The 24,311-nt window shown below is 60.7% G+C and carries 27 protein-coding genes; 16 read left to right on the top strand and 11 right to left on the bottom strand.

The window, feature by feature from the left end; translation table 11 throughout:
* The first annotated feature begins 29 nt into the window (after window positions 1-29).
* Genes C5L13_RS11685 through C5L13_RS11675 form a run of 3 tightly spaced genes read left to right on the top strand, consistent with a single transcriptional unit; the run spans window position 30 to window position 3,392 of the window.
* Complete coding sequence (locus C5L13_RS11685; RefSeq protein ID WP_105383574.1) at window positions 30-1,511, top strand: lipopolysaccharide biosynthesis protein; 1,482 nt, start codon at window positions 30-32, stop codon at window positions 1,509-1,511.
* 41 nt (window positions 1,512-1,552) lie between these two features.
* Complete coding sequence (locus tag C5L13_RS11680; protein WP_105383454.1) at window positions 1,553-2,551, top strand: polysaccharide pyruvyl transferase family protein; 999 nt, start codon at window positions 1,553-1,555, stop codon at window positions 2,549-2,551.
* Between the two features lie 31 nt (window positions 2,552-2,582).
* Window positions 2,583-3,392: a galactosyl transferase gene (locus tag C5L13_RS11675; RefSeq protein ID WP_105383453.1), complete on the top strand. Its 810-nt coding sequence runs from the start codon at window positions 2,583-2,585 to the stop codon at window positions 3,390-3,392.
* A gap of 170 nt (window positions 3,393-3,562) precedes the next feature.
* Here the strand turns inward: C5L13_RS11675 and C5L13_RS11670 are convergent, their stop codons facing one another.
* Entirely contained in the window at window positions 3,563-4,546 is a 984-nt protein-coding gene (locus C5L13_RS11670; protein WP_158693438.1) for a sensor histidine kinase, read from the bottom strand.
* Window positions 4,547-4,839: 293 nt separating this feature from the next.
* Window positions 4,840-6,723 (bottom strand): diguanylate cyclase, encoded by a 1,884-nt coding sequence (locus C5L13_RS11665; protein WP_158693437.1) that lies wholly within the window; start codon window positions 6,721-6,723, stop codon window positions 4,840-4,842.
* A gap of 267 nt (window positions 6,724-6,990) precedes the next feature.
* Here C5L13_RS11665 and C5L13_RS11660 point away from each other — a divergent pair, with 267 nt between their 5' ends.
* Together C5L13_RS11660 and C5L13_RS28965 are read left to right on the top strand one after the other, a co-directional pair.
* Window positions 6,991-7,503 (top strand): low affinity iron permease family protein, encoded by a 513-nt coding sequence (locus tag C5L13_RS11660; protein ID WP_105383450.1) that lies wholly within the window; start codon window positions 6,991-6,993, stop codon window positions 7,501-7,503.
* Window positions 7,500-7,670: a hypothetical protein gene (locus C5L13_RS28965; protein WP_170117249.1), complete on the top strand. Its 171-nt coding sequence runs from the start codon at window positions 7,500-7,502 to the stop codon at window positions 7,668-7,670. Before C5L13_RS11660 ends, C5L13_RS28965 begins: the two co-directional genes overlap by 4 nt.
* Before the next feature lie 56 nt (window positions 7,671-7,726).
* On the opposite strand, the gene preA is transcribed toward C5L13_RS28965, so the two are convergent.
* Together preA and C5L13_RS11650 are read right to left on the bottom strand one after the other, a co-directional pair.
* Window positions 7,727-9,040, bottom strand: coding sequence for an NAD-dependent dihydropyrimidine dehydrogenase subunit PreA (gene preA / locus C5L13_RS11655; protein ID WP_105383449.1), 1,314 nt, complete (start codon window positions 9,038-9,040; stop codon window positions 7,727-7,729).
* A gap of 13 nt (window positions 9,041-9,053) precedes the next feature.
* Window positions 9,054-10,415 (bottom strand): NAD(P)-dependent oxidoreductase, encoded by a 1,362-nt coding sequence (locus tag C5L13_RS11650; protein WP_105383448.1) that lies wholly within the window; start codon window positions 10,413-10,415, stop codon window positions 9,054-9,056.
* A gap of 229 nt (window positions 10,416-10,644) precedes the next feature.
* Here C5L13_RS11650 and C5L13_RS11645 point away from each other — a divergent pair, with 229 nt between their 5' ends.
* Window positions 10,645-11,055, top strand: a complete 411-nt coding sequence (locus tag C5L13_RS11645; RefSeq protein WP_105383447.1) for a DUF2325 domain-containing protein — start codon at window positions 10,645-10,647, stop codon at window positions 11,053-11,055.
* Window positions 11,036-11,257 (top strand): hypothetical protein, encoded by a 222-nt coding sequence (locus tag C5L13_RS11640; protein ID WP_105383446.1) that lies wholly within the window; start codon window positions 11,036-11,038, stop codon window positions 11,255-11,257. The genes C5L13_RS11645 and C5L13_RS11640 overlap by 20 nt, the downstream gene beginning before the upstream one ends.
* On the opposite strand, the gene C5L13_RS11635 is transcribed toward C5L13_RS11640, so the two are convergent.
* From C5L13_RS11635 to C5L13_RS11620, 4 genes are all read right to left on the bottom strand, one after another.
* Window positions 11,254-11,625 carry a DUF423 domain-containing protein gene (locus C5L13_RS11635; protein ID WP_105383445.1) on the bottom strand — a complete coding sequence of 124 codons (372 nt, stop codon included), beginning with the start codon at window positions 11,623-11,625 and terminating at the stop codon, window positions 11,254-11,256. The genes C5L13_RS11640 and C5L13_RS11635 overlap by 4 nt on opposite strands.
* Before the next feature lie 4 nt (window positions 11,626-11,629).
* Window positions 11,630-12,019 (bottom strand): group II truncated hemoglobin, encoded by a 390-nt coding sequence (locus C5L13_RS11630; protein ID WP_105383444.1) that lies wholly within the window; start codon window positions 12,017-12,019, stop codon window positions 11,630-11,632.
* A 73-nt stretch (window positions 12,020-12,092) separates the two neighbouring features.
* Window positions 12,093-12,272 carry a hypothetical protein gene (locus C5L13_RS11625; protein ID WP_105383443.1) on the bottom strand — a complete coding sequence of 60 codons (180 nt, stop codon included), beginning with the start codon at window positions 12,270-12,272 and terminating at the stop codon, window positions 12,093-12,095.
* An 87-nt stretch (window positions 12,273-12,359) separates the two neighbouring features.
* Window positions 12,360-13,259 carry a LysR family transcriptional regulator gene (locus C5L13_RS11620; RefSeq protein WP_105383573.1) on the bottom strand — a complete coding sequence of 300 codons (900 nt, stop codon included), beginning with the start codon at window positions 13,257-13,259 and terminating at the stop codon, window positions 12,360-12,362.
* Window positions 13,260-13,372: 113 nt separating this feature from the next.
* Between C5L13_RS11620 and C5L13_RS11615 the strand changes: the two genes are divergently transcribed.
* Window positions 13,373-14,410, top strand: coding sequence for a YeiH family protein (locus tag C5L13_RS11615; RefSeq protein ID WP_105383442.1), 1,038 nt, complete (start codon window positions 13,373-13,375; stop codon window positions 14,408-14,410).
* Between the two features lie 57 nt (window positions 14,411-14,467).
* Here C5L13_RS11615 and C5L13_RS11610 read toward each other — a convergent pair whose 3' ends face one another.
* Window positions 14,468-14,662: a DUF2735 domain-containing protein gene (locus C5L13_RS11610; RefSeq protein WP_105383441.1), complete on the bottom strand. Its 195-nt coding sequence runs from the start codon at window positions 14,660-14,662 to the stop codon at window positions 14,468-14,470.
* Window positions 14,663-15,107: 445 nt separating this feature from the next.
* On the opposite strand from C5L13_RS11610, the gene C5L13_RS11605 reads away from it, so the two are divergent.
* Window positions 15,108-16,148 (top strand): glutamine synthetase beta-grasp domain-containing protein, encoded by a 1,041-nt coding sequence (locus tag C5L13_RS11605; RefSeq protein ID WP_105383440.1) that lies wholly within the window; start codon window positions 15,108-15,110, stop codon window positions 16,146-16,148.
* A gap of 75 nt (window positions 16,149-16,223) precedes the next feature.
* Here C5L13_RS11605 and C5L13_RS11600 read toward each other — a convergent pair whose 3' ends face one another.
* Window positions 16,224-16,868, bottom strand: a complete 645-nt coding sequence (locus tag C5L13_RS11600) for a TetR family transcriptional regulator C-terminal domain-containing protein (RefSeq protein WP_105383439.1) — start codon at window positions 16,866-16,868, stop codon at window positions 16,224-16,226.
* A 239-nt stretch (window positions 16,869-17,107) separates the two neighbouring features.
* On the opposite strand from C5L13_RS11600, the gene C5L13_RS11595 reads away from it, so the two are divergent.
* The 4 genes from C5L13_RS11595 to hydA are packed head-to-tail and all read left to right on the top strand — an operon-like array spanning window position 17,108 to window position 20,434.
* On the top strand, window positions 17,108-18,361 hold the full coding sequence (locus tag C5L13_RS11595) for a Zn-dependent hydrolase (RefSeq protein ID WP_105383572.1): 1,254 nt from the start codon (window positions 17,108-17,110) through the stop codon (window positions 18,359-18,361).
* Between the two features lie 35 nt (window positions 18,362-18,396).
* Window positions 18,397-18,609, top strand: coding sequence for an antitoxin MazE-like protein (locus C5L13_RS11590; protein ID WP_105383571.1), 213 nt, complete (start codon window positions 18,397-18,399; stop codon window positions 18,607-18,609).
* A complete protein-coding gene (locus C5L13_RS11585) occupies window positions 18,606-18,983 on the top strand; it encodes a type II toxin-antitoxin system PemK/MazF family toxin (RefSeq protein WP_105383438.1) in 378 nt (125 codons plus the stop codon). Before C5L13_RS11590 ends, C5L13_RS11585 begins: the two co-directional genes overlap by 4 nt.
* The gene (gene hydA, locus C5L13_RS11580) at window positions 18,980-20,434 is read left to right on the top strand and encodes a dihydropyrimidinase (protein WP_105383437.1); all 1,455 of its coding nucleotides are present in this window, start codon (window positions 18,980-18,982) and stop codon (window positions 20,432-20,434) included. The genes C5L13_RS11585 and hydA overlap by 4 nt, the downstream gene beginning before the upstream one ends.
* Window positions 20,435-20,730: 296 nt before the next feature.
* Here hydA and C5L13_RS11575 read toward each other — a convergent pair whose 3' ends face one another.
* On the bottom strand, window positions 20,731-21,144 hold the full coding sequence (locus tag C5L13_RS11575; RefSeq protein ID WP_105383436.1) for a cupin domain-containing protein: 414 nt from the start codon (window positions 21,142-21,144) through the stop codon (window positions 20,731-20,733).
* 127 nt (window positions 21,145-21,271) lie between these two features.
* Here C5L13_RS11575 and C5L13_RS11570 point away from each other — a divergent pair, with 127 nt between their 5' ends.
* From C5L13_RS11570 to C5L13_RS11555, 3 genes are all read left to right on the top strand, one after another.
* Window positions 21,272-22,063: an ABC transporter ATP-binding protein gene (locus C5L13_RS11570; protein WP_105383435.1), complete on the top strand. Its 792-nt coding sequence runs from the start codon at window positions 21,272-21,274 to the stop codon at window positions 22,061-22,063.
* A 237-nt stretch (window positions 22,064-22,300) separates the two neighbouring features.
* Complete coding sequence (locus C5L13_RS11560; protein ID WP_105383434.1) at window positions 22,301-23,185, top strand: ABC transporter permease; 885 nt, start codon at window positions 22,301-22,303, stop codon at window positions 23,183-23,185.
* Window positions 23,182-24,309, top strand: a complete 1,128-nt coding sequence (locus C5L13_RS11555) for an ABC transporter permease (protein ID WP_105383433.1) — start codon at window positions 23,182-23,184, stop codon at window positions 24,307-24,309. Before C5L13_RS11560 ends, C5L13_RS11555 begins: the two co-directional genes overlap by 4 nt.
* Window positions 24,310-24,311 lie beyond the last annotated feature (2 nt).

The raw sequence follows: 24,311 nt of genomic DNA, 5'->3' as shown, positions 1-24,311 counted from the left end.
TGCCCGACATTGCATCGAGGGGGCCGGCCATGAGCATTGCTGACCGGTTGGTGACGGGAAGTCTCTGGGTCACCCTTTCGAGGGTCATCGTCAATGGATTGTCGACGCTCAGCACCATTATCCTGGCCTGGTATCTTCTGCCCTCGGATTTTGGCGTGGTGGCGCTTGCGACAACCATGCTCGCCATCATCACGACGGTGACCGAGCTTTCGCTCGGCGAAGCGCTCATCCGGCATGAAGATCCGGGAGAATCCCATTTCAGCGCGGCATGGACATTGGCTGCGACGCGCGGCCTGATATTGTGCCTTCTCTTCGCCGCATTCGCCTATCCGGCATCCGTCCTCTACGAGGAACCGCGTCTGTTCGGCGTTCTCCTCGCGCTCAGTCTCAGCCTCCTGATCAACGGCCTTGCCAATCCGCGCAGGATCATGCTCCAGCGGGAGCTGATTTTCTGGCAGGAGTTCGTATTGAACGTCGCTCAGAAAGTCGCCGGATTTGTCGCGACCGTCGCCATAGCTGTCATCTATCACAGCTATTGGGCGCTTGTAGTAGGCACGTTGGTGATGCAGGCGACGAACGTTTTGACCTCTTATCTGGTCATGCCGTTCCGTCCCCGCATAACCTTTTCCCATATGCGGGAGTTCTTTTCGTTCTCCGTGTGGATCACAGCCGGACAGATCGTCAACACGCTCAACTGGCGGTTCGACTACCTGCTCATCGGCAAGCTGCTGAACGGCTCCGCGCTCGGCTATTATTCGCTCGGCGGCCAGCTTGCGATGACGCCGACGCGTGAGGCGACGGCACCGCTGACCGCGACCATCTATCCCGGATTCGCCAATGTCCGCCACGATCCCTATCGTCTGGCGGCGGCCTATCAGCGGGCGCAGGCGCTCCTGACGGCCGTTGCCTTGCCTGCCGGCATCGGTATGGCGGTCGTTGCAGATCCCCTCGTCAGGCTCGTGCTCGGCGAAAAGTGGCTTCCGGTGATCTTCATCATCCAGGCGCTCTCGTCGGTCTACGCGTTGCAGACGCTGGGCTCTCTCAACCAGCCGCTCGGCATGGCGCTCGGACATACCCGCACCCTGTTTATCCGCGATACGCAGATGCTTCTCGTGCGGGTCCCGGTGATTACCATCGGCCTGGTGTTCTGGGGCCTTCCGGGGCTGATCGTGAGCCGGGTGCTCACCGGTCTCTTCAGCGCTTTCGTCAACATGATCATCGTGAAGCGCTTCATCAATGTTTCGGTCGCGGCACAACTATGGGCGAATTTCAGGGCGCTCGCGAGCTCGGCCGTCATGGCCGCCGGCGTCTTGCTTGCTCACCGGCATATGGGGGTCGAGACCGCGCCGATGGCGCTGGCTCTGCAGCTCGCCATCCTCATCTGCCTTGGAGGCCTTCTCTATTGCGCCTCCAGTATCGTTCTTTGGCTGGTCATGGACCGTCCAAACGGTCCTGAGACCGAAATAAGAAGAATCGCCTCCAAGGTGATCTCCAAAGTCAGTCACGCCTGATCAGAGGCTTGTTTCATTACAACTTTCGAAAGAGAGGCACGATGCCCGGCGCACAGCAATCCGAACTCATCACCAGACTGCAGGACAGAACTCACGATTGCCTGAAGCAATTCGTCAAGCCTGATGAACCTTTGGCGATACTGGACTTTCCCGACATCAAGAATTGCGGGGATTCCGCGATCTGGCTGGGAGAGATGGCCTATCTGCGGGATCGCTACGCAAAGCGGCCCGCCTATGTCTGCACGACGGACGATTTTTCACCGGACGAACTCACGAGCGCGGCCCCCAATGGTCCGATCTTCATTCACGGAGGCGGCAATTTCGGCGACGTATGGGTGTTCCATCAGGATTTCCGGGAGCGCGTCATGGAGCTGTTTCCCCACCGGCAGATCGTCCAGTTTCCGCAGTCGATTCACTACAAGTCTCCGGAGCGGCTGGAGCAAAGCAAGCGGGCGATCGGCAAGCATGGGAATTTCGTGCTCCTGGTGCGCGACGAGGAATCGTTTCAGTTCGCCAAGGAAAATTTCGACTGCCAGGTGTATCTGTGCCCGGATATGGCCTTCTGCATCGGCAGCATAGAGCCCGAAGCGCCACAATTCCCTGTCCTTGCGATGCTCCGTGAGGACAAGGAGCAGGTTGGAACGGTTGATTTCTCCGCCTATCCCGATATCCCGAAGGAAGACTGGATTACCGAGAACCGTTCCAAGGTTCGCGTTGCAAAGGCACTTGGTGCTGCATCAGCATTGCTGCATCTCAGCCCCTCCGAAATTCGGCTGCGTAAACTGGATGCGGCGGCCAACAACCGCTTCCAGCGCGGTATCCGGCAGATTTCCCGCGGCAAGGCCATCGTCACAGACCGCCTGCATGTGCATATCTGCTCGCTGCTGATCGGGCGACGCCATGCCGTGCTCGACAACAATTACGGAAAGATCCGGCGTTTCATGAATGCTTTTTCAGGAGGCACGGATCTCTCCTACAAGGCAACGTCGCTCGACGACGGCATCCGATGGGCACGGGAACAGGCAGGTATTGCAGCGTGACCCAGCCCAGAGACAAGGACCGGAGGCCGTCATGAGTGTTGTAACGTTCATCATCCCTGTGAGGCATCAGAAAAACGCCCGCGACTGGGGCCTGCTGAAGAAAAACCTCACGCAGACCGTTGCCTCGATCGCCAATCAGACCAGCCGTGACTGGCGAGGAATAATTGTCGCCAACAGAGGCGCCGATCTTCCGGTGCTGCCGGATAAGTTCTCGGTGACGTGGGTGGATTTTCCGCCGAACGACATCCATGATCGAGGTAACGCGACCGAGGCGGATTTTCTCGACTCCTTCCGTGCCGACAAGGGCCGGCGAGTGCTTGCGGGCATGCTCGATGCGCGTGAAAGCCGCTTCTTCATGATCGTCGATGATGACGATTTCGTAAGCTCTCGTATCGTCGAGTATGTTTCAAAGCACCAGAACGAGAACGGCTGGACGATCGACAAGGGCTATATCTGGGACGATGGCGGCAGTCTCCTGCTGGGCCGCGACCAGTTCAGCCACTATTGCGGGACATCGCTGATCATTCGCTCCGATCTGTACGGACTGCCGCCAAGCGCGGAGGAGGCTTCGCTCGAGTGGATCAAGGATATGCTCGGCAGCCATGTCCGCATAGCACCGGCTTTGGCCGAACGCGGGACGCCACTGAGCTCGCTACCATTTCCGGGCGCCGTCTACCGCGTCGCTCACAAGGGATCGCACAGCAAGGCGCCCAGCCTCATCGACATGTATTTCCTGAACAGGGGCGCTCTCAAGCGGCCGGTCAATACCCTCAGGAACCTGTCGCGGTTGCGGCTTCTGTCGGCTGAACACAAGAGAGAGTTCTTCGGGCTCTCGAAATAGGTCAATGGCCGTCCGCGCCCCTGAAATGCAGCTTCGCATTTCAGGGTGCGTGCCAAATGGCGGTCGACTGGAACACGGGTTTCGTGCCTGAACAGGAGAGCGGCAGGCGACGCTTGCCGTCTCCAGCCTCTCCGACGCATTCGGGCGAGATCAGCTCTCGCCCGTCCGCTTCAAGCAGAAAGTCGGGCTTCGGATGGTGCCTCGTCGTAGTGTATCCGCAGACAGCTACGAACGCCTTCGGGCGCAAAGACCGTCTCCACCTCCCCCATTCCTCCCGAAAGAGCAGCGGGAATGAGCTTGCTGCCGAATCCCTGGCGCTCCGGCTGAGTGACCGAAGGGCCGTTGCTTTCGGTCCAGTGGATCTCGACGAGTTGGGGCAACATCCGCCATTCCACGCTGACAATTCCCTCCGGTACCGAAAGGGCGCCGTATTTGGCGGCATTGGTGGCGAGCTCGTGGATGATCAAACCGATGCGCGGCGTGATGGCTTCCTGCAACTGAACGCTCGGCCCTGAAAACCGGAACCGTTCCGGGCCATAGGGTGAGAGCAGGACGCGAAGAAGCGCGTGCAGATCGGGCGGTGCGCCGGCGCTGCCCGAAGAAATGCGATGCGACTGCGAGAGCGCCGATAGCCGACCTTCAAACAGCGGCATGAAGCGTTCCGGCTCCTTGGTATTGCGCCATGTCAGCTGTGCGATGGACAGCACGAGCTGCATGATGTTCGAAACGCGATGGCGCATTTCGCGCGCCATGATTTCCGCTTCCCTTTCGGCCGCCTGCTGAGCCTGAATAGCCTGCTGAAGCGCGTGGATGATGGTGACCATCAAGCCGCCGAACACGACGAACATGACCGTCGCCGCCATCGTGCCCGCCCAGGCACCACCCGTGGTAGCGCCTGCCAGAGCGAAAGCGGCGGCCGAAACGATCACCAGGGCCCCGGCCCAAGGACCTCCCCACGCCGCCGACACCACGATCAGCGGATAGAACGTCAGGAACGGCGCGCCAGTCAGCCATATCGAAAGGAAGGTGCGTATGGCGAAACCGCCGAGAAGGCATGCAATAGCGACGACCAGCCCGCGTTTCCATGATGGGGGCTCATCCGGCAGGAGACGCTTCCAAAACTCTCCGCCAGCCCAGACTCGCTTACGCTCCATCAAATTCCCCTCTGCCGGCCGCATCTGCGACGATAATCCCTGTCCCGAGCAAATCATCGTCAGACAATGCTGACGCAGCATAGCCGGAAGTTCTAGACCGCGCATCCCCTGATCCACAAGATCAGCAGCAAGCGCGCGCTATTCAGTGAACGCTTCCATGGCGCCTGCGCACCGGATAGAGACATTTTGTCGCCATTCGATACAGTCGATGCACATGCCCGACACAGTCGATGCACGCGCCGTGCCGATCCGCGGACAGGTTCCCCAAAGCAATCCCCTTGCCCCAATGCAACTCACGTCGCTGACTTCGCGATCTGGTACCAGGTCCGGTTCGCGCTGACGACCTGATTGCGCCCCGCTTCCTTCGCGCGATAAAGCGCCGCATCGGCCTGTGTGAACAGGGCCTGAGCGGTGATGTCGCCCGGCGCCTCCGGCGGCAGGGTGGCAGCGCCAACGCTGACCGTGACGTGGCCGAACGGCAAATTTGCCGTATGCGGCAATTCCAGCGCGCTCACCTGCACGCGGATTCTTTCAGCCACCGTCCAGGCTCCACCGACATCCGCATCGGTCAAAAGCACCGCCATCTCCTCGCCGCCGTATCGGGCAGCGATGTCGCCGGGACGTTTAACACAACTCCTGACGACGGCGGCGATCTGTGTGAGGCATTCGTCGCCAACCGCATGACCGTAAATGTCGTTCAACAGCTTGAAACGGTCGGCATCGATCATCAGAAGAGACAACGGCGTCCTGCTGCGACGGGCACGCTTCATCATCTCCTCGAATCGCACGTTGAAGGAGCGCCGGTTGGCGAGCTTCGTCAGATCGTCGGTGCTGGCAAGCTGATCCAGCTGGTCATGCATGACCTTGTGCGTCGTGACGTCGCGAGTGATCGCCACGACCCGCGTCGCGCTCGCCTTGTTTTGCTCCGGCAATTTGCTCAGGGCCGTCTCGAGCCAGACCTCCTCGCCGCTCGGCTTCACATGCTTGATGAGGAATTTCTCATGGGTCGATCCGATTTGCAGCCGCGCTGCAGCCTCGCGGACGGTCGCCTCGGCTTCTTCCGTCATGCCGGCATAGACGCTTTTTCCGATCAATCTGTCGGGCTCGATGCCGAGGATCGCGGCCGAGGATGGAGAGACATATTCCCGGATACCGTTCTCATCGAAGCGGGAAATCACGTCGCTCGAAGACTCCGCAAGCAATCTGAATTCGGCCTCACGCGCCGCAAGCTGGGCCTCGCTTTCCTCACGCCGCTTGAGCTGCTGGCGCCAATGCGATGCGGCGAGGACCGAAACGGCCATCAATACGGAAGCATAGATCCAACGGATCCTGGCCTCCTCCATCCACGCAACCAAAATCTGTCGCTTCGAGGCCGCGGCGAGTACGACGATGCCGGTTCGGTCGCTCTGATAGAAGCCTCCTATCCGCAGCTGCCGGTCCACCGGCGACCGGTAATGATAGGCTCCGGCCGTTCCCGCCTTCAGGTATCGCGAAAAGAGTTCGTGCGCGGCAATGTTGGTGCCCAACAGGCTTTCCGCCATCGGGCCGCGGGCGAGAACCATGCCGTCGCCACGCGCGATCAGGAACGACCCGTCGTTCCCTACCGGGAAATTCCGGAAGAAGTTGATGAAATGCTTGACGCGAATGGTGGAGACGACGACGCCCCCGAACGAACCGTCCTCCCGGAGGACCTTCTGTGAAATCGGCCAGACCCAATCGCCCGAAAGGCGGCTCTTGATCGGCTTGCCGAGAACCGGCAGCGGGAAAGGCTTGGCCTTGTGGAACTGGAAATATTCCCGGTCCGTATAGAGCGCGCCCGCCGGCGGCCGAGGGGCCGAGGTCGCGATCATACGGCCTTCCGCATCGATAAAGGAAAGTGTGTCCAGCGTCGGGGACGCCTTCATCTGGCGCGTGATGAGCGACGCGATCTTTTGCGCCATGTGAGGATGGCCCTCTTCATCGGTGATCTCCGAGATCAGGCTGGCAAGAGGTAGCCGCGAGGTTTCGATGACATCGTCCGCGTGTTGGGCAATTGCCTCCGCGGTCTGTTCCAGGCTCATTTCGGCCCGTCCGACCTCGGCTCTCCAATTTGAATATTCCGTCCAGCCGAGCAACGCGGAAAAGGCCAGAAATCCGAACAAGACGGCGACGGGTGTCGTCTTCGTGGACCGGATCATCAAGGCCTTCATAGAAACTACTCCAGAGCCGCTCTCGAACATTTCCAGAAATACATTACAAAGAGCTAAATAACGTAACTTCTGCTAGTCCGGGAAATCACCGGCAAAAAACAGTAGGTGTAGCGATGTCTAACACCTTCAAGGTCTTCGACGAATTTCAACGGCGCAGTTCCCGCGATTCCAACGGCCCGATGGAACCTTCAGCGCGCTTTTCGGCTTTCTAGTATCGGAAACCTCAGCTTCAGCGAACATCCGGACCTTGAAAAAATGTCCTCGTCAAACGGACACAACAACATATTCGACAGATTCTCGACTGCCGTTGCCGAATGGTCCGGCAAACCCATCGCTTTCGTCCTGGCGGTAATGCTCATCGTCATCTGGGCGCTGACCGGGCCTGTCTTCGGATTTTCTGAGACATGGCAACTCGTCGTCAACACCGCCACGACGATCGTCACCTTCGTGATGGTGTTTGTTCTGCAAAATTCGCAAAACCGCGATGGCCGAGCAGTTCAGGCGAAACTCGACGAACTCATTCTGACCAGCCAGGCAGCCAACAAATTCGTCGGCATAGAAAAGCTCGACGAGCGCGAACTGAGAAAATTGAGCGACCGCCTCGAGGAACAGGCCAAAGTCCTCGATGATCATGCAGACGACATTGAAGAAGGACAGACCGGCACTCGCCCGTCGCTTTCGCCAGACGGCATAAGATCTTCGGTACCCGAGGTACCTGGTGAGGACGTGGATGTTCAGCGCCCTGAGAAGCGGAGCGCAGCAGAATGAGACCCGAGGACGAACCCGGTCTGGCGCCATCAGCCGATAGCCACGGGCAGAAACTAACGAAGGCCCGCGCTGGCCGCGGTCTTGTCCTCTTCATCGCCGGCGTGGCGATCGCGGCGTTGCTGCTTTACCTGACCATCGTGATCTATGCCGGTATCAGCGCCGGCTGAGGCGGCAAGCGGATGCGAAAAAGGCGGCTCGCGCCGCCCTTTCCTTGATCGAAACCCTATTCCGCAGCCTGACGCGACATCGGATTGTTTGGGTGGGTCGTCCAGTTGGCATAGGTCGGCTCGACCACCTTGCCGGTGCGTTTGTCGAGATCGCCGGCGGCAAGCGGCTCCATCGTGATGCAGTTCTGGACCGGACAGACATTGACGCAGAGATTGCAGCCGACGCATTCCTCCTCGATCACCTCGAAATGCCTGATACCGTTGACCACGTTGGTGATCGCCTGGTGCGAGGTATCCTCGCAGGCGATGTGACAGCGGCCGCACTTGATGCAGGCGTCTTGGTCGATATGCGCCTTGGACACATAGTTGAGGTTCAGATACTGCCAATCGGAGACGTTCGGGACGGCACGGCCGGTAATGTCATCCAGCGACCGGTGGCCCTTGGAGTCCATCCAGTCGGAGAGCCCGGTGATCATCTCCTGGACGATCTTGAAGCCGTAGGTCATGGCTGCGGTGCAGACTTGTACGTTGCCGGCTCCGAGGACGAGGAACTCCGCCGCGTCGCGCCAGGTCGTGACGCCGCCGATGCCGGAAATCGGCAGTCCGTAGGTTTCCGGATCGCGGGCGATCTCGGCCACCATGTTGAGCGCGATCGGCTTGACCGCCGGGCCGCAATAACCGCCATGGCTGCCGCGGCCGTCGATCGAGGGCTCCGGCGAGAAGGTATCGAGATTGACCCCGGTGATCGAGTTGATCGTATTGATCAGCGAGACGGCATCGGTGCCGCCGGCTCGTGCCGCGCGCGCGGGCTTGCGGATATCGGTGATATTCGGCGTCAGCTTGGTGATGACAGGCATGCGGGTGTATTGCTTGCACCAGCGCACGACCATTTCGATGTATTCCGGCACCTGGCCGACCGCCGAACCCATGCCGCGCTCCGACATGCCGTGCGGACAGCCGAAATTGAGCTCGATGCCATCGGCGCCTGTTTCTTCGACGAGCGGCAGGATCGCCTTCCAGGCGTTTTCCTCGCAAGGCACCATGATCGAGGCGATGAGCGCCCGGTCCGGCCAGTTCATCTTCACCTGCTTCATCTCGCGCAGGTTGGTGTAGAGGTCGCGGTCGGTGATGAGCTCGATATTGTTGAGACCGAGCAGCCTTCGGTCGGCGCCCCAGATCGCGCCATAGCGCGGGCCGTTGACGTTGACGACCGGAGGTCCCTCCTCGCCGAGCGTCTTCCAGACCACGCCACCCCAGCCGGCCTTGAAGGCGCGCTCGACATTGTAGGCCTTGTCGGTCGGCGGCGCCGAGGCCAGCCAGAACGGGTTCGGGGATTTGATGCCGACGAAATTGTTGCGGATATCAGCCATGGTTCGATCTCCCTCAGGCGACGGCGATCGCCGGCCGCGCACCGGCGGCCAGGACGCGGTTGATGCTTTCTGCCGCGTCGCGCCCCTGCGCGACTGCCGAAACGGTGAGATCCTCGCGCAGGCCGATACAGTCGCCGCCGGCCCAGACGCCCTCCACCGAAGTCCGGCCTTCGATATCGGTCGAGATCTTGCCCCTTTCGATCTGAAGCGCCCCGAGACCGGAGGCCAGGAAGCTCTGGCCGATCGCTTTCATGATCTGATCGGCGGCGATGACGCCGGTCTCCCCGGTGCCGACGAGCTTGCCGTCGCGCATCGCGGTATATTCCACCTCGATGCCGGCCACCTTGCCGTCCTTGCCGAGGATTGCCTTGGGCGCCAGCCAGTGACGGATGATGACGCCGTTGGCGGTCGCGAGATCCTGCTCATAGGCGGAAGCGTTCATGTTCTCCTTGCCGCGGCGATAGCAGATCGTCACCTCCTCGGCACCGAGCAGCTTTGACTGGATCGCCGCATCGATCGCGGTCATACCGCCGCCGAGGACGACGACCCGCCGGCCGATCGGAACGGTGGCCTTGTCGTCTGCCTGGCGGAGCGCCGCTATGAAATCGACGGCGTCCTCGACGCCCTCGAGTTCCTCGCCCTCGATGCCGAGCCCGTTGACGCCGGCAAGCCCCATGGCGAGGAAGACGGCATCATAGCCCGCGGTCAGATCCGAGAGCGAGAAATCGCGGCCGAGCGCCACGCCGTTCCTGGTCTCGATACCGCCGATCGCGGTGACGTAATCAACTTCGCGCTGGGCGAAGTCGTCGACCGCCTTGTAGGTGGCGATACCATATTCGTTGAGCCCGCCCGCCTTCTCGCGCGCTTCAAGCATCACGACCGAATGTCCGTGCATGGCAAGCCGGTGGGCGGCCGCAAGTCCTGCCGGCCCTGCTCCGACGATCGCGACCGTCTTTCCGCTGGATGCTTCCCGGCTGTAGAACTGCCGCCCCTGCTCCATGGCGATGTCTGTCGCATAGCGCTGCAGCCTGCCGATCTCCACGGGACGGTCCTCGGCCGTGTTACGCACACAGACCTGCTCGCAGAGCGTTTCGGTGGGACAGACGCGGGCGCACATGCCGCCCAGGATATTCTGGTCGAAAATCGTCTTGGCCGATCCGATCGGATTGCCTGTCGATATCTGCCGGATGAACAGCGGGATATCGATGGAGGTGGGACAGGCCGTCATGCACGGCGCGTCGTAACAGAAATAACAACGGTCGGAAGCGACCAGCGCCTCGTGGCTGTCGAGACGCGGGTGGAGATCGGCGAAATTAGACTCGTATTCCGCCGGCGTGAGGCGGCCAGCCTCAATACCGTTTCCCAGTCGATCCATCTTATGTTCCCTCTTTTATCGGATTCATGGACAACTATTGGGCAAAAGGTACCACCAGCATAAAAATTTATCAAACGGTAAATTTTTCCCGAGTTCATGCCAATACCAGGCAATTCGATATCATGATTATCTAAGTCAACTTTAATCTTTACTCTGAAAATCAACTTTATTATGGTGCGCGCCATCGAGGGGGTTCCGCCGGAACAGACTCGGCCAAACGGGGAGCGTCATGGCAAAGAAGCAGAAGCGCAAGAACGGCAATAACGATGCCGGGAAGGCATCCAAAGCATCAGCCGCCACCAGCAACGGCGCGATCGATGTCCGCAGTTTCCTCTATGTGGGCGGCCGCGATTGCCAGGTGGCGCATCTTCGCGAGATCGCCAGCGATTTCGGCGCGGAACTAATCCATCACGACGGGGGTTTGCGTGAAGCAGTTTCGCGCATCGACACGGTGCTGCCCTCGGTGGACTGCGTCTTCTGCCCCATCGACTGTATCAGCCACGATGCGTGTCTGAGGGTGAAGACCGGCTGCAAGAAGTTCGGCGTCACCTTCGTGCCCCTGCGCAACGGATCAAAATCGAGTCTGGAGCGGGCGCTCCAGACCATGAAGGAACGCAATAATGAACGAAGAACGTCGTGACGTGAGCCTGTTTATCGGCCTGCACAAGCTTGCCGAACAAAATGGCGACGGTCTGGTGCCTGAGCTTTACGCGCTGCTTTCCGCCCGCGCGGAAGCGGCTGCGGACATGACAAATGTCGTTGCCTTTCCCGCAGGCTCCAAATCCCCGACCTCCGACGTTCCTGATGACGAGACAGGCAAGGTGCTTGCGTTCAAACGTTAAGTCTGCCGGTTTCTGAAAAACGCGCCTGCTGCAACGATCAGCCAGCCGAGCATCATCATCGTGCCGCCTGTCGGTGCCGCAAAAGGAAAAAGCCGGTCGCCGATGAAATGCCGGAAGACGAGATCGCCGGCAAAGACGATCGTGCCGAGACCAAGCACGACTGCGGCAAGCGTGGCCGTCCGGAAGAACCTGTGGCCGAGATAAAGCGCGAGCAATACGGGCGCATGGGCAAGGCACATGGTCGAAGCCGAACCAAGGAAGGCCGTATCGCCGCCGTGGCTCGCCGCCGCCGCCAGGGCCACGCCGCAGGCACCCATCGCACCGCTTATCAAAAGTATCAGCGGGCGCAGATTGTCGAGCTTTTCCATCCGGCTATTCCTTGTTCTGCATGTGGAATGCGAGCCGCTCGACCGGCGTCCAGATAATCTCGCGCAGTTTCGGGTTCTCGATGGTCTCCTCCATGGCCCGGCGGAAACAGAGGATCCATTCGTCGCGCTCCTCGGGACCGATGGCGGCCCCGAAATGGCGTGAGCGCAGCCGCGGATGGCCGTATTTCTCCACATAGACGGGAGGGCCACCGAGGTAACCGGTGAGGTAGTCGTAGAGTTTTGCCTCGCTGCCTTCAAGGCTCGGCGGATGCACGGCCCGACAGCGCGCTGCCTCGGGCAGCGTGTCCATCAGCTCGTAGAAGCGCCTTACCAGTGCACGCACCGTCGCGTCTCCGCCGATCGCTTCATAGAGTGTGATTGTTTCACCTGCCATGCCCGCCGCCCTATTTGCCGCGTCATGGTGTTAATGGCGTCCCTTCACCCAGGCAAGGGGCACGGCGTCGCACCTAGTCCGGTCCAGCGTCGGTTTCCGTCGCCTCGGGATCCGGCAGGGAACCGGTGCCCGGCGTCTTCTCGTTGTCGGTAAGGTGCGGCTTGGCATGCGGTCCGGCTGGCGGGTGCTTCGCAGCTTCTCCCGGCTTACCGATATGCTCCACCGCTTCCTGGGCTTTTTTATCTTCAGCCATATACGGTCCCTCGAGTTTCATCTCGTCAGGCAAAACGTTCGGCGGGAGAAAGGAGTTCCGGCGATCGCTCTCCAGCCGCTGGAGGGCTCATATGCTTCCTTCGTCGATGGGTTCGCCCAGAACTTCGAGCATCGCGCGCAAGGCGCGCGTCGCGTGCCGCTCCGCGTGATGGAGCGCAGAAAACTGCCGTACCGGCATGGAAAAATCGGCGACATGCAATCGGCCCGAAGAAGAATGAGGTTGCGCCGCGCGGCTCGAAACCACCGTCGCCGCAAGGCCCGCCTCCACTGCGGCCATGGCTGCTTCGTTCGACGGGAGTTCGAGCACGACGGACAGGGACTGCGGCTCGATGCCGAGATTGATGAGCAATGCCTCGAAAGCCGAACGCGTGCCAGACCCTTTTTCGCGCATGATCCAGTTGGTCTCGAGAAAATCGCTCGAGCGTATTTTCCGCCCGTCCGCCCAGGAATGGCGGCGGCCGACGACGAGTACCAGCCGGTCCTCCGCCACCTTGCGACGCTTGAGGCCTGACAGGAAGACTTCGCCTTCCACCACCGCCAGCTCGGCCGTACCGGCGAGCACGGCTTCCGCAGCGCTCTGGGTATTGCCGACGGTCAACTGCACGTCGACGCGGGGGAAGCGCTCGTGATAACTGACGAGTCGCGCCGGCAGCCAGTAGCTGGCCACCGTCTGGCTGGCATGAACACGCAGCACGCCTGAAGCCGAGCCCGCGAGATCGGCAAGCATGTGCTCGGCCGTGCGCGCTCGCTCCAGCACCGCGCGGGCCTCCGGCACGAAGAGTCGCCCGGCCTCCGTGAGTTCGATGCGGCGCCCGACACGATTGAACAGGATCACGGAATGCCGCGCCTCCAGCGCGGAGACCGCCGCACTGACAGCGGATTGGGTGAGGCTCAACGCCTCCGCCGCCCGCGTGACATGTTCGCGGGACGCCACTTCAAGAAATATTCTGAGCTGTTCGAGCGTCATTCCATCCAACCATTCGATTTCAGCGAACGATATCACAATAGTTATCAATTGGATTTGTGTTTCTCCAAGATGGAGAATGATTTTCCATAGCAGTTTCACACTTTGGAAAATTCATGAAGCCGATCCAGCCGACAGCAGAACAGCGCTCTTCCATTTCGTTGGGCTTTTTCTCTGTCGCTCCCGTCCTTCCGGGCCTTGTTCTCACGGCAGCGATCGCCGCGACCGCGATTGCCATCCGCAATCTGACGGGATGGATGACGCTGAGCCCGCTCATCCTCTCGATCGTCTTCGGCATGCTGATCCGCAACGTCATCACGGTTCCGGCAACGACGGAAGCCGGCATCAACTTCTGCCTCAGGCGAATCCTCCGCGTCGGCATCGTCCTGCTGGGTCTGCAGGTGACGGCGGCGCAGATTCTCTCGCTCGGGACAGCGGGCCTCTGCATGATCGCATTGACACTGGTCGCAACTTTCGGCGCAATCCGCATTGCCGGCCGGGCCATGGGCGTAGACCGCTCGCTGACGGATCTGATTGCCGCCGGCACCTCGGTCTGCGGCGCCTCCGCAGTCATCGCGGCCAACACCGTGATACGCGGAAAACAGGAACACGTGGCCTACGCGGTCGCCTGCGTGACATTGTTCGGGTCGCTGTCGATGCTTGGCTATCCGTTTCTGGCCGCCGCTCTTGGCCTCGATGCCCGCGGCTACGGCCTCTGGACGGGCGCGACCATCCATGAAGTGGCACAGGTGGTGGCGGCCGCCTTTCAGGGCGGCGACGTGGCAGGCCAGTTCGGCACGATCTCGAAGCTGGCCCGCGTCGTCATGCTGGCGCCGCTGATCATGACGCTGGCGCTCGCCATGCGTTCCGGTTCGGATGGCGCCACGAAGGCATCCGCGCCGATGCCGTGGTTCGTGCTGGGGTTTGTCGGCATGATGCTGCTCAACAGTACCGTCCCCATCCCCGCCGACATCAACCAGCTGCTCTCGACGGTGACGGCGTTTCTTCTCTCCATGGCACTCGCGGCCATGGGGCTTCATACCGATATCGGAAAACTGAAGGCGGAAGGCTGGCGCCCCCTTGCTCTCGGCGCCTTCGGATGGCTGTTCATCGCAGTCTTCGGTTATGCGATGCTCAAACTGTTTGGTTTTTGAGGCCGTCAGAGAACGGCAAGGCTCCGCCAAAAGAAGGAAGAGCGTCTCTGCGGGAATTCAGCAGGGTTTAGGGCGCTCGCCATTTTTCGGCGCAGCATCCTTTACCGCTTCGTCGTGATACCAGCAGGTATCGACGACGCTGACGACGATTTCCAGATCTGAAGGCACCGTCGCGCCACTTTCGAGCCGCCGCCGGGGGCGGATGGGAAATTGGTAGATCCTGGCCGTCTCACGATGGATGTCAGTGGTCATCCTATCGTCTCCTAAACCTAATAGTGCATATAAACACACGCAGGCACAAATTTGCACATTTTTTGTGCTTGTTGCACGATTTTATATCACTTCACTCTCAAGCGCTAGGCGCTAATTTAGCCAAGCAGTTTTCGCCAGAGTTAAATCTGCTCTTTCGAGCGCCAGGCAGGCAAACGCCTTTCATCGCTTGCAGTTCCAGACTCCGGGCATGGGCGAAGCGGAAAAACCGCCATTTTCATGAGCACGCACTTATTTACGGCACGAAAGCGTTCAGCCGGACGCTCCGGCTCGGCGTGCATTCACACTTTTTTAACAAAAAATGACACCCAGCCTGCAAACTGGCACGGGATATGCACTCTCCTTGTCATCCCGGAGGCGCGGTTCGTAAAGAAGCCGTTTCCTCAGGATTGCTCAACCATGAACACCACGGCCTGAGAGATAAAAAATGACGAAGTATAAGCTCGAGTACATCTGGCTCGACGGTTACACCCCGACCCCGAACCTGCGTGGCAAGACGCAGATCAAGGAATTCGACAGCTTCCCGACGCTCGAGCAGCTTCCGCTCTGGGGCTTTGACGGTTCGTCGACCATGCAGGCCGAAGGCCGCAGCTCCGATTGCGTGCTGAAGCCCGTCGCCATTTACCCGGACCCGGCCCGCACCAACGGCGTGCTCGTGATGTGCGAAGTCATGATGCCCGATGGCGTCACCCCGCATCCGTCGAACAGCCGCGCAACCATCCTCGACGACGAGGACGCGTGGTTCGGCTTCGAGCAGGAATATTTCTTCTACGAGAACGGCCGTCCGCTCGGCTTCCCCGAGCAGGGCTACCCGGCTCCGCAGGGCCCGTACTACACCGGCGTCGGTTATTCGAACGTCGGTTCGATTGCCCGCGAGATCGTTGAAGAACATCTCGACCTCTGCCTCGCCGCCGGCATCAACCACGAAGGCATCAATGCCGAAGTGGCCAAGGGCCAGTGGGAATTCCAGATTTTTGGCAAAGGCTCCAAAAAGGCCGCCGACCAGATCTGGATGGCTCGCTACCTGTTGCAGCGCCTGACGGAAAAATACGGCATCGACATCGAGTATCACTGCAAGCCGCTCGGCGACACCGACTGGAACGGCTCGGGCATGCATTGCAACTTCTCGACCAAGTTCATGCGCGAAGTCGGCGGCAAGGCCTATTTCGAAGCGCTGATGGCCCAGTTCGACAAGAACCTGATGGACCACATCAACGTTTACGGCCCTGATAACGACAAGCGCCTGACCGGCAAGCACGAAACCGCTCCGTGGAACAAGTTCTCCTACGGCGTTGCCGACCGCGGTGCTTCGATCCGCGTTCCGCATTCCTTCGTCAAGAACGACTACAAGGGCTATCTGGAAGATCGCCGTCCGAATTCCCAGGGCGACCCCTACCAGATCGCTTCGCAGGTTCTGAAGACGATCTCGGAAGTTCCGACCTCAGGCTTCGCTTCGGCTGCCGCCTGATCGCATACCCCCCAAGACTGAAACGCCGGCCCCAGGCCGGCGTTTTTTTGCGTTCTGCGGAAAGATGTCCGACCGTCAGCCGGCCCGGATCCGCAATCCATCCATGTAGAGCTGTTCCAGAAACCGGGCAGCGTCCTCGAAACGCCTATCGCCCGCCGATTCCTGACTCAGCACCGCGCGAACCTGGACGTCGAAATCCGCATAATGCTGCGTCGTCGCCCAGATCGAGAAGATCAGGTGATAGGGATCGCATCCGGCAATCTTGCCGGCCCGCGCCCAGGCGCGGATGACCTCCGCCTTCTCGTCTACGAGTTCCTTGAGTGGCCCCTTCAGCTCGTCCTCGATATGCGGCGCACCCTGCAGGATTTCATTGGCGAAGAGCCGGCTCTCGCGGGGGAAATCGCGAGCCATCTCGAGTTTTCGGCGGATATAGGAGCGGATTTCCGCTTCGGGATTGCCCTCGGCGTCGAATGCGCGCAGCGGCTCCAGCCAGGTGAACAGCACCCGGTCGATGAGCTGGCGGTGGATCGCCTCCTTGGTGCGAAAATAATAGAGGAGGTTCGGTTTCGACATGCCCGCCGCCTCGGCGATCTGGTCGATGGTCGAGCCACGGAAACCACTGGAAGAAAAGACGTCGAGCGCCGCTTCGAGGATACGTTCCTCCTTCTCCTCCTGGATGCGCGTGCGCCGCTGCGTCTTTGCAGCCCTCGGAATGGCCATCCCTTCCCCTCCCTTGTCCGCTTCGCTTCGCCGATCACGATTTCTCTGGCTTTTTGCTGATTTTCGGCTTGAGTGATGCTGCGGAAATTGTAATGTTTTACCAATCGGTCAAATTATCGGCGACAAGCAAAACAAAGGCAATGCCGATCTTCGAACGCAATGCGCACGAAGGACCGCGGGAACGAAAAAACATGCCGTCCGCTGCAAAGAGGACGTGTGAAACAGGTGAGGACAATGTGATGGTGGCAGCACCAGGCGAGAACTTGCGCATCAACGGCGACCGTCTCTGGGACATGCTGATGGAGATGGCGAAGATCGGTCCCGGGATTGCCGGCGGCAACAATCGCCAGACCCTGACGGACGCCGACAAGGAAGGCCGCAGTCTCTTCAAGACGTGGTGCGATGAAGCCGGGCTGACACTCGGCGTCGACCAAATGGGCACGATGTTCGCCACCCGCGCCGGCACCGATCCCGGGGCCCTGCCCGTCTATGTCGGCTCTCACCTCGACACCCAGCCGACCGGCGGCAAATATGACGGCGTGCTCGGCGTCCTCGGCGCACTCGAAGTGGTGCGCACCATGAACGACCTGGACATCAGGACGAAACATCCGATCGTCGTCACCAACTGGACCAACGAGGAAGGCGCACGCTTCGCGCCCGCCATGCTGGCTTCCGGCGTCTTCGCCGGCGCACATTCGATCGATTACGCCTATTCCCGCAAGGATCCGGAAGGCAAAACCTTCGGCGAGGAATTGAAGCGCATCGGCTGGGCGGGCGACGAAGAGGTCGGCACCAGAAAGATGCACGCCTATTTCGAATACCACATCGAGCAGGGGCCGATCCTGGAGGCCGAGAACAAGCAAATCGGCGTCGTCACCCACTGTCAGGGCCTCTGGTGGCTGGAATTCACGCTGACCGGCCGGGAAGCCCATACCGGCTCGACGCCGATGAATATGCGCGTCAACGCGGGGCTCGCCATGAGCCGCATCTTCGAAATGGTGCAGGACGTGGCGATGAGCGAGCAGCCGGGTGCCGTCGGCGGCGTCGGCCAGGTCTTCTTCTCGCCGAACTCGCGCAACGTCCTGCCGGGCAAAGTGGTCTTCACCATCGACATTCGCACGCCGAGCCAGGAAAAGCTCGACCGCATGCGGGCAAAGATCGAGGCCGAGGCGGCGAAGATCTGCGAAAAGCTCGGCGTCGGCTGTTCCGTCGAGGCTGTCGGTCATTTCGATCCGGTAACCTTCGACCCGGTGCTCGTGGGACGCGTCCGTGAGGCGGCGGAAAAGCTGGGCTACAGCCACATGAACATCATTTCCGGCGCCGGACACGATGCCTGCTGGGCATCCAAGGTTGCACCCGCGACGATGATCATGTGCCCCTGTGTCGGCGGCCTCTCGCATAACGAGGCAGAAGACATTTCCAAGGAATGGGCCGCCGCCGGCGCCGACGTTCTGTTCCACGCCGTGCTGGAGACGGCGGAGATCGTGGAGTAGCATTGCGATTGAAAACCGTCGTGAAAGGAACGGCCATGGGAAGACCCAGAGAAATATCCCCGGAAGAACGGGCCGAACTTATCCGCCAAGGCTATCGGCCGATTGAGATATGGATACCGGACACGACGAGCGAAGCCTATCTCAGGGAGGCCGCGAGGCAAGCACGCGCCGCCGTGCAAGCCGATCAGCAGGCTGGCATTACGGAGCTTGTCGATGAAAATGCCGCAGAGGACTGGGATAAGCCGTGAAGTTCAGGCGGGGCGATGTGGTAACGGCGGCATTCCAAGGCGACCTGGGCAAGCCGAGGCCGGCGGTCATTCTCCATGCCGAAGAATTCATCGAAGATCACGTCACTCTTCTGTTATGCCCGCTTACGACGTTTCTCGCCGACTCTCCAATTTTTCGGCCGACGATCGCCCCCTCAAGGGACAATGGGCTGCAAACGACGTCCCAGATCATGGTCGACAAAATGACCCATCTGCGGAAGTCTGCAATACGCCAGATCATCGGTCATCTGAATGATGACGAAATGCAACGACTTGAGACCGCCGTCATCGCCATCACCGGTTTGCGGCAGTCCGTGCTGCCCATAACCAGGGTTCAATCAGGGGAACAACCATGACCACAGTCATCAAGGGTGGAACCATCGTCACCGCCGACCTGACCTACAGGGCGGACGTGAAGATCGACGCTGGCAAGATCTTCGAGATCGGGCCGAACCTCTCCGGCGACGAGGTGCTGGATGCGGCGGGCTGCTACGTCATGCCGGGCGGCATCGATCCGCATGTGCATCTGGAAATGCCGTTCATGGGCACCTATTCCTCCGACGATTTCGAGAGCGGCACGCGTGCAGCCCTTTCCGGCGGCACGACCATGGTGGTCGACTTCTGTCTGCCCGAGCCCGGCCAGTCGCTTCTCGATGCGCTGAAGCGCTGGGACAACAAGGCGACCCGCGCCAATTGCGATTATTCCTTCCATATGTCGGTCACCTGGTGGGGTGAGCAGGTCTTCAACGAGATGAAGGCCGTCGTGCTTCACCACGGCATCAATACGTTCAAGCACTTCATGGCCTACAAGGGCGCGCTGATGGTGAACGACGACGAGATGTTCGCCTCCTTCCAGCGTTGCGCCGAACTCGGTGCGCTACCCCTCGTTCACGCGGAAAACGGCGACGTGGTTGCCGCCATGCAGCAGAAGCTGATGGATGAAGGCAATAACGGCCCCGAGGCGCACGCCTATTCCCGCCCCGCCTCCGTCGAGGGTGAAGCGACCAACCGCGCCATCATCATCGCCGACATGGCGGGCGTGCCGCTCTATGTGGTGCACACCTCCTGCGAACAGGCGCATGAGGCGATCCGGCGGGCGCGCCAGAACGGCATGCGCGTTTACGGCGAGCCGCTGATCCAGCACCTGACGCTCGACGAGAGCGAATATTTCAACAAGGACTGGGATCATGCCGCCCGCCGTGTGATGAGCCCGCCCTTCCGCAACAAGCAGCATCAGGATTCGCTTTGGGCCGGTCTTGCCGCCGGCTCGCTGCAGGTGGTGGCGACCGACCATTGCGCCTTCACCACCGACCAGAAGCGGACCGGCGCCGGCGACTTCCGGAAAATCCCGAACGGCACCGGCGGGCTCGAGGATCGTATGCCGATGCTCTGGACCTATGGCGTGGCGACCGGCCGCATCACCATGAACGAGTTCGTGGCCGTCACCTCCACCAACATCGCCAAGATCCTCAACATCTATCCGAGAAAGGGCGCGATCCTTCCCGGCGCCGATGCGGATATCGTCGTCTGGGACCCCAAGCGCTCCAAGACGATTTCGGCCGGAAACCAGCAATCGGCGATCGACTACAACGTCTTCGAGGGCAAACAGGTCACGGGTTTGCCGCGCTATACACTGACGCGCGGCGTGGTCGCCATCGAGGAGGCTACAGTCAAGACCCAGGAAGGGCATGGCCAGTTCGTCAAGCGCGAACCGTTCCAGGCGGTCAACAAGGCTTTGTCCACCTGGAAGGAACTCACCGCGCCACGCAAGGTGGAACGGTCAGGCATTCCGGCGAGCGGGGTGTGACGGTGAAGGGGACGCCGCTGGACCAGAATACCCCCCTCTGTCCCGCCGGACATCTCCCCCTCAAGGCGGGAGATCGGATAGCGACAAGGACCTGCTCAGGATACGACTGTCAAACTGCCGCAACGGTTTTGAAATCCGCTGATGTCTCGGAAAACCGGAGCCTCTTGCCGATCTTCCCGCTTGAGGAGGGTGAGAGGCGACCGGCGAAGCCGAGCAGACGATCCCGTGAATCGATTGCAGCCTTGAACGCCGGCGAGACAAAGGGGGGTGAAGCGTTAACCCTCCCCCGACCGCAATCAAGCCGGCACCAACCCATCCAGCTCCGGCAGAAGCACGACGCTTTCCTGCTCTTTGGGATCGGTGCGGGCGATGATCGCCGTGCAGGGCGTGCTGGAAAGATTGGCCGGCAGGTGGGGCACGCCGGCCGGGATGTACATCAGTTCGCCCGCATGCAGCACGACATGGTTCTCCAGCCGGTCTCCGTACCAGGTATGCGCCGAACCGGAGAGCATGTAGATCGCCGTTTCGTGCGATTCGTGCAGATGTGCCTTCGCCCTCACGCCCGGCGGAATGGTGAGCAGATGCATGCAAATGCCCTCGGAGCCGACGGTCTCGGCGGCGATGCCCTGAAAATAGCTGAGCCCCTGCTTTCCGTCATAGGTGGCGGCGGGTTTCACAATGCGGCAGGTGGATTTTGAGACGGTATCCATGGCCATTTTCCTCCGGAGCGCAGGATTGTTTTGCAACCTACCATGATCCGGTGGCTTTTGGTGATAGGCCTCCATCCCGGAATACGCCCGGCCTTCCAGACGATATCCAGCATGGACCTTATCTCCAATGTCAGTGACCCCTCCCTCCGTCGTATCCGCCAGAAAGCTTGGTCTGACCTTTCAGACCGGTGACGGTCCGGTGCATGCGCTCTCGAATGTCGATCTGGAGGTCAGGAAGGGCGATTTCGTCTCCTTCATCGGGCCGTCCGGCTGCGGCAAGACCACCTTTCTGCGCGTCATCGCCGATCTCGAAAAAAACACCGACGGCGAAATCACCGTCAACGGCATGACGCCCGAGGAGGCGCGCAAATCCCGTTCTTACGGTTACGTCTTCCAGGCGCCGGCCCTTTATCCCTGGCGGACGATCGAAAAGAACGTCGCCCTGCCATTGGAGATCATGGGGCATTCGGCAGCCGAACGCGCAAAGCGTATCGAGCGCACGCTCGATCTCGTCAACCTGTCGGGCTTCGGCAAGAAATATCCCTGGCAGCTTTCCGGGGGAATGCAGCAGCGCGCCTCGATCGCCCGCGCGCTCGCCTTCGATGCCGATCTTCTGCTGATGGACGAGCCATTCGGCGCGCTGGACGAGATCGTCCGCGACCACCTCAACGCACAGCTTCTGAAGCTCTGGGCGCGAACCGAAAAGACCATCTGTTTCGTGACCCACTCCATTCCGGAAGCCGTCTATCTGTCGACGAGGATCGTCGTCATGTCGCCCCGCCCCGGCCGGGTGACCGACGTCATCGAATCCACTTTGCCCAAGGAAAGACCGCTCGAAATCCGCGAGACGCCGGAATTCCTGGAGATCGCGCATAGGGTGCGCGAAGGCTTGAGAGCGGGGCATAGTTATGAGGAATAATGCCTTGTTGCGTGGGTATACCCCCCTCTGTCCTGCCGGACATCTCCCCCACAAGGGGGGAGATCGGACAACGGCACTGCTTCACCCTCAATCCGGAAAAGAGATTGCAGCGCCTGTAATCTATGAGCTGAATGTTTCGGGAAGCCGGTTCGTCTTGCCGATCTCCCCCCCTGTGGGGGAGATGTCCGGCATGACAGAGGGGGGTGTTTCTTCTCCGCGATACTCAAGGGTACTCGCATGAAACCCGACTCCCTCACGCAACGCATTGTCCCCGTCCTCACCATCCTCATCCTCATCGTCGCAGTCTGGTACGTCGCCGCCTATTTCATGAATGCGCCGTTCCAGCGCGATCTCGATCGGCGCGGCAATGTCACTTCGACAACAATGGAATTCATCGGCAAGACGATGGCCCAGCCGAAGCCGGTGCTGCCGGCACCGCATCAGGTGGCGCAGAACCTTTTCGAGAACACCTTCCTGCGCCGCGTCACGTCCAACCGCAGCCTCGTCTACCATGCCTGGGTAACGCTATCCTCGACGGTCGCCGGCTTTACCATGGGCACGCTGCTCGGCATCCTGATCGCCGTCGGTATCGTGCATCTGAAGGCGCTCGACCGCAGCCTGATGCCCTGGATCATCGCCTCGCAGACCATTCCGATCCTGGCGATCGCCCCGATGGTGATCGTCGTGCTCGCGGCGGTCAACATCACCGGCCTGCTCCCCAAGGCGCTGATCTCCACCTACCTCTCCTTCTTCCCCGTGGCCGTCGGCATGGTGAAGGGCCTGCGCTCGCCGGAACTGATACAGCTCGACCTCATGCGGACCTATAATGCCAGCGCCGCGCAGACCTTCTGGAAGCTGCGTGTGCCGGCATCGATCCCCTTCCTCTTCACCTCCATGAAGGTGGCGATCGCCGCAAGCCTGGTGGGTGCGATCGTCGGTGAATTGCCGACCGGCGCGGTCGCCGGCATCGGCTCCAAGCTTTTGGCCGGTGCCTATTACAGCCAGACCATCGATATCTGGGCAGCGCTGATCGCGGGTTCCGTGCTTGCGGCCCTCCTGGTCACGATCGTGGGGATCGTCGCCAGGATCGTTGATCGCTCCATGGGCGGGAGGCCGGCATGAGGCGGTTGAAGCGCAATTGGCAGCCGCTGCTTGCGAGCACCCTGACGGCGATTTCGGCCGCGTGGCTGCCCCTCACCCTGCCCGGCGCACCGGTTCCCATACAAGGCATGACGATTGCCCTCCTACTCCTTGCCGCAGCACTCAACGTCATCCTGACGCTTGAGGATCGAGGGCATGCAGTGCGCGCCGGTGTTCTCTTCATCGGAGCGCATATTTCAGCCGGCATGCTGCTTTCGGGGCTGGATGGAAATGAGGGGCAGATGTCGGCCTCTTTTTTCCTGATGATCGCCGCGAGCTGGCTCCTCGCCTGGGGCACGGTTTCCGAACTCGCGCAGATCGAGCCCCGGTCTTCCGCCGCCCGCTCCTTCCTGCGCCTGCTGATCCCGGCGATCTTCGGCGTCTGGATCCTGATCATCTGGGAGGCCATCACCCGAGGAGCCGGAATCCCCTTCATCCTGCTTCCGCCGCCCTCCGCGATCGGTGCAAGGATTGCGGGCTCCGTCGCAACGCTCTGGGCAGATGTCCAGCAGACCATCTTCAAGGCCGTCCTGTTCGGTTATGTGGTCGGCTGCGCATCGGGTTTCGCCGTCGCGATCCTCGCCGACCGCTTCGCCTTCCTGCGCCGCGGCCTCATCCCGATCGGCAACATGGTCTCGGCGCTGCCGATCATCGGCGTCGCGCCGATCATGGTCATGTGGTTCGGTTTCGACTGGCAGTCCAAGGCGGCGGTGGTCATCATCATGACCTTCTTCCCGATGCTGGTGAACACCGTGGCGGGGCTTGCTACGGCAGGCAGCATGGAGCGGGACCTGATGCGCTCCTACGCATCCGACTATTGGCAGACGCTGATCAAGCTGCGGCTGCCGGCCGCCATGCCCTTCATCTTCAACGCGCTGAAGATCAACTCGACGCTGGCGCTGATCGGCGCGATCGTCGCCGAGTTCTTCGGCACACCGATCGTCGGCATGGGCTTCCGTATCTCAACCGAGATCGGCCGCATGAATGTCGATATGGTCTGGGCCGAAATCGCTGTTGCAGCGCTCATCGGTTCGGTTTTTTATGGCGTCGTGGCGCTTGTCGAGAGGGCGACGACATTCTGGCATCCGTCTAACCGTGGTGGCTAGAC

Origin of the sequence: Neorhizobium alkalisoli, assembly GCF_002968635.1 — a bacterium.
Classification (GTDB): domain Bacteria; phylum Pseudomonadota; class Alphaproteobacteria; order Rhizobiales; family Rhizobiaceae; genus Neorhizobium; species Neorhizobium alkalisoli.
The sequence above is the reverse complement of the archived record's forward strand: the minus strand, read 5'-3'. Positions and strand labels throughout refer to the sequence as shown.

Coding starts and splice junctions, on each gene's coding strand:
- hydA (WP_105383437.1), top strand. CDS start 18,980: ATGACCACAGTCATCAAGGGTGGAACCATCGTCACCGCCGACCTGACC.
- C5L13_RS11645 (WP_105383447.1), top strand. CDS start 10,645: ATGGCAAAGAAGCAGAAGCGCAAGAACGGCAATAACGATGCCGGGAAG.
- C5L13_RS11665 (WP_158693437.1), bottom strand. CDS start 6,723: ATGATCCGGTCCACGAAGACGACACCCGTCGCCGTCTTGTTCGGATTT.
- C5L13_RS11560 (WP_105383434.1), top strand. CDS start 22,301: ATGAAACCCGACTCCCTCACGCAACGCATTGTCCCCGTCCTCACCATC.
- C5L13_RS11590 (WP_105383571.1), top strand. CDS start 18,397: ATGGGAAGACCCAGAGAAATATCCCCGGAAGAACGGGCCGAACTTATC.
- C5L13_RS11600 (WP_105383439.1), bottom strand. CDS start 16,868: ATGGCCATTCCGAGGGCTGCAAAGACGCAGCGGCGCACGCGCATCCAG.
- C5L13_RS11625 (WP_105383443.1), bottom strand. CDS start 12,272: ATGGCTGAAGATAAAAAAGCCCAGGAAGCGGTGGAGCATATCGGTAAG.
- C5L13_RS11610 (WP_105383441.1), bottom strand. CDS start 14,662: ATGACCACTGACATCCATCGTGAGACGGCCAGGATCTACCAATTTCCC.
- C5L13_RS11650 (WP_105383448.1), bottom strand. CDS start 10,415: ATGGATCGACTGGGAAACGGTATTGAGGCTGGCCGCCTCACGCCGGCG.
- C5L13_RS28965 (WP_170117249.1), top strand. CDS start 7,500: ATGAGACCCGAGGACGAACCCGGTCTGGCGCCATCAGCCGATAGCCAC.
- C5L13_RS11640 (WP_105383446.1), top strand. CDS start 11,036: ATGAACGAAGAACGTCGTGACGTGAGCCTGTTTATCGGCCTGCACAAG.
- C5L13_RS11595 (WP_105383572.1), top strand. CDS start 17,108: ATGGTGGCAGCACCAGGCGAGAACTTGCGCATCAACGGCGACCGTCTC.
- C5L13_RS11635 (WP_105383445.1), bottom strand. CDS start 11,625: ATGGAAAAGCTCGACAATCTGCGCCCGCTGATACTTTTGATAAGCGGT.
- C5L13_RS11575 (WP_105383436.1), bottom strand. CDS start 21,144: ATGGATACCGTCTCAAAATCCACCTGCCGCATTGTGAAACCCGCCGCC.
- C5L13_RS11555 (WP_105383433.1), top strand. CDS start 23,182: ATGAGGCGGTTGAAGCGCAATTGGCAGCCGCTGCTTGCGAGCACCCTG.
- C5L13_RS11630 (WP_105383444.1), bottom strand. CDS start 12,019: ATGGCAGGTGAAACAATCACACTCTATGAAGCGATCGGCGGAGACGCG.
- C5L13_RS11660 (WP_105383450.1), top strand. CDS start 6,991: ATGTCCTCGTCAAACGGACACAACAACATATTCGACAGATTCTCGACT.
- C5L13_RS11680 (WP_105383454.1), top strand. CDS start 1,553: ATGCCCGGCGCACAGCAATCCGAACTCATCACCAGACTGCAGGACAGA.
- preA (WP_105383449.1), bottom strand. CDS start 9,040: ATGGCTGATATCCGCAACAATTTCGTCGGCATCAAATCCCCGAACCCG.
- C5L13_RS11685 (WP_105383574.1), top strand. CDS start 30: ATGAGCATTGCTGACCGGTTGGTGACGGGAAGTCTCTGGGTCACCCTT.
- C5L13_RS11605 (WP_105383440.1), top strand. CDS start 15,108: ATGACGAAGTATAAGCTCGAGTACATCTGGCTCGACGGTTACACCCCG.
- C5L13_RS11620 (WP_105383573.1), bottom strand. CDS start 13,259: ATGACGCTCGAACAGCTCAGAATATTTCTTGAAGTGGCGTCCCGCGAA.
- C5L13_RS11670 (WP_158693438.1), bottom strand. CDS start 4,546: ATGGAGCGTAAGCGAGTCTGGGCTGGCGGAGAGTTTTGGAAGCGTCTC.
- C5L13_RS11615 (WP_105383442.1), top strand. CDS start 13,373: ATGAAGCCGATCCAGCCGACAGCAGAACAGCGCTCTTCCATTTCGTTG.
- C5L13_RS11570 (WP_105383435.1), top strand. CDS start 21,272: ATGTCAGTGACCCCTCCCTCCGTCGTATCCGCCAGAAAGCTTGGTCTG.
- C5L13_RS11675 (WP_105383453.1), top strand. CDS start 2,583: ATGAGTGTTGTAACGTTCATCATCCCTGTGAGGCATCAGAAAAACGCC.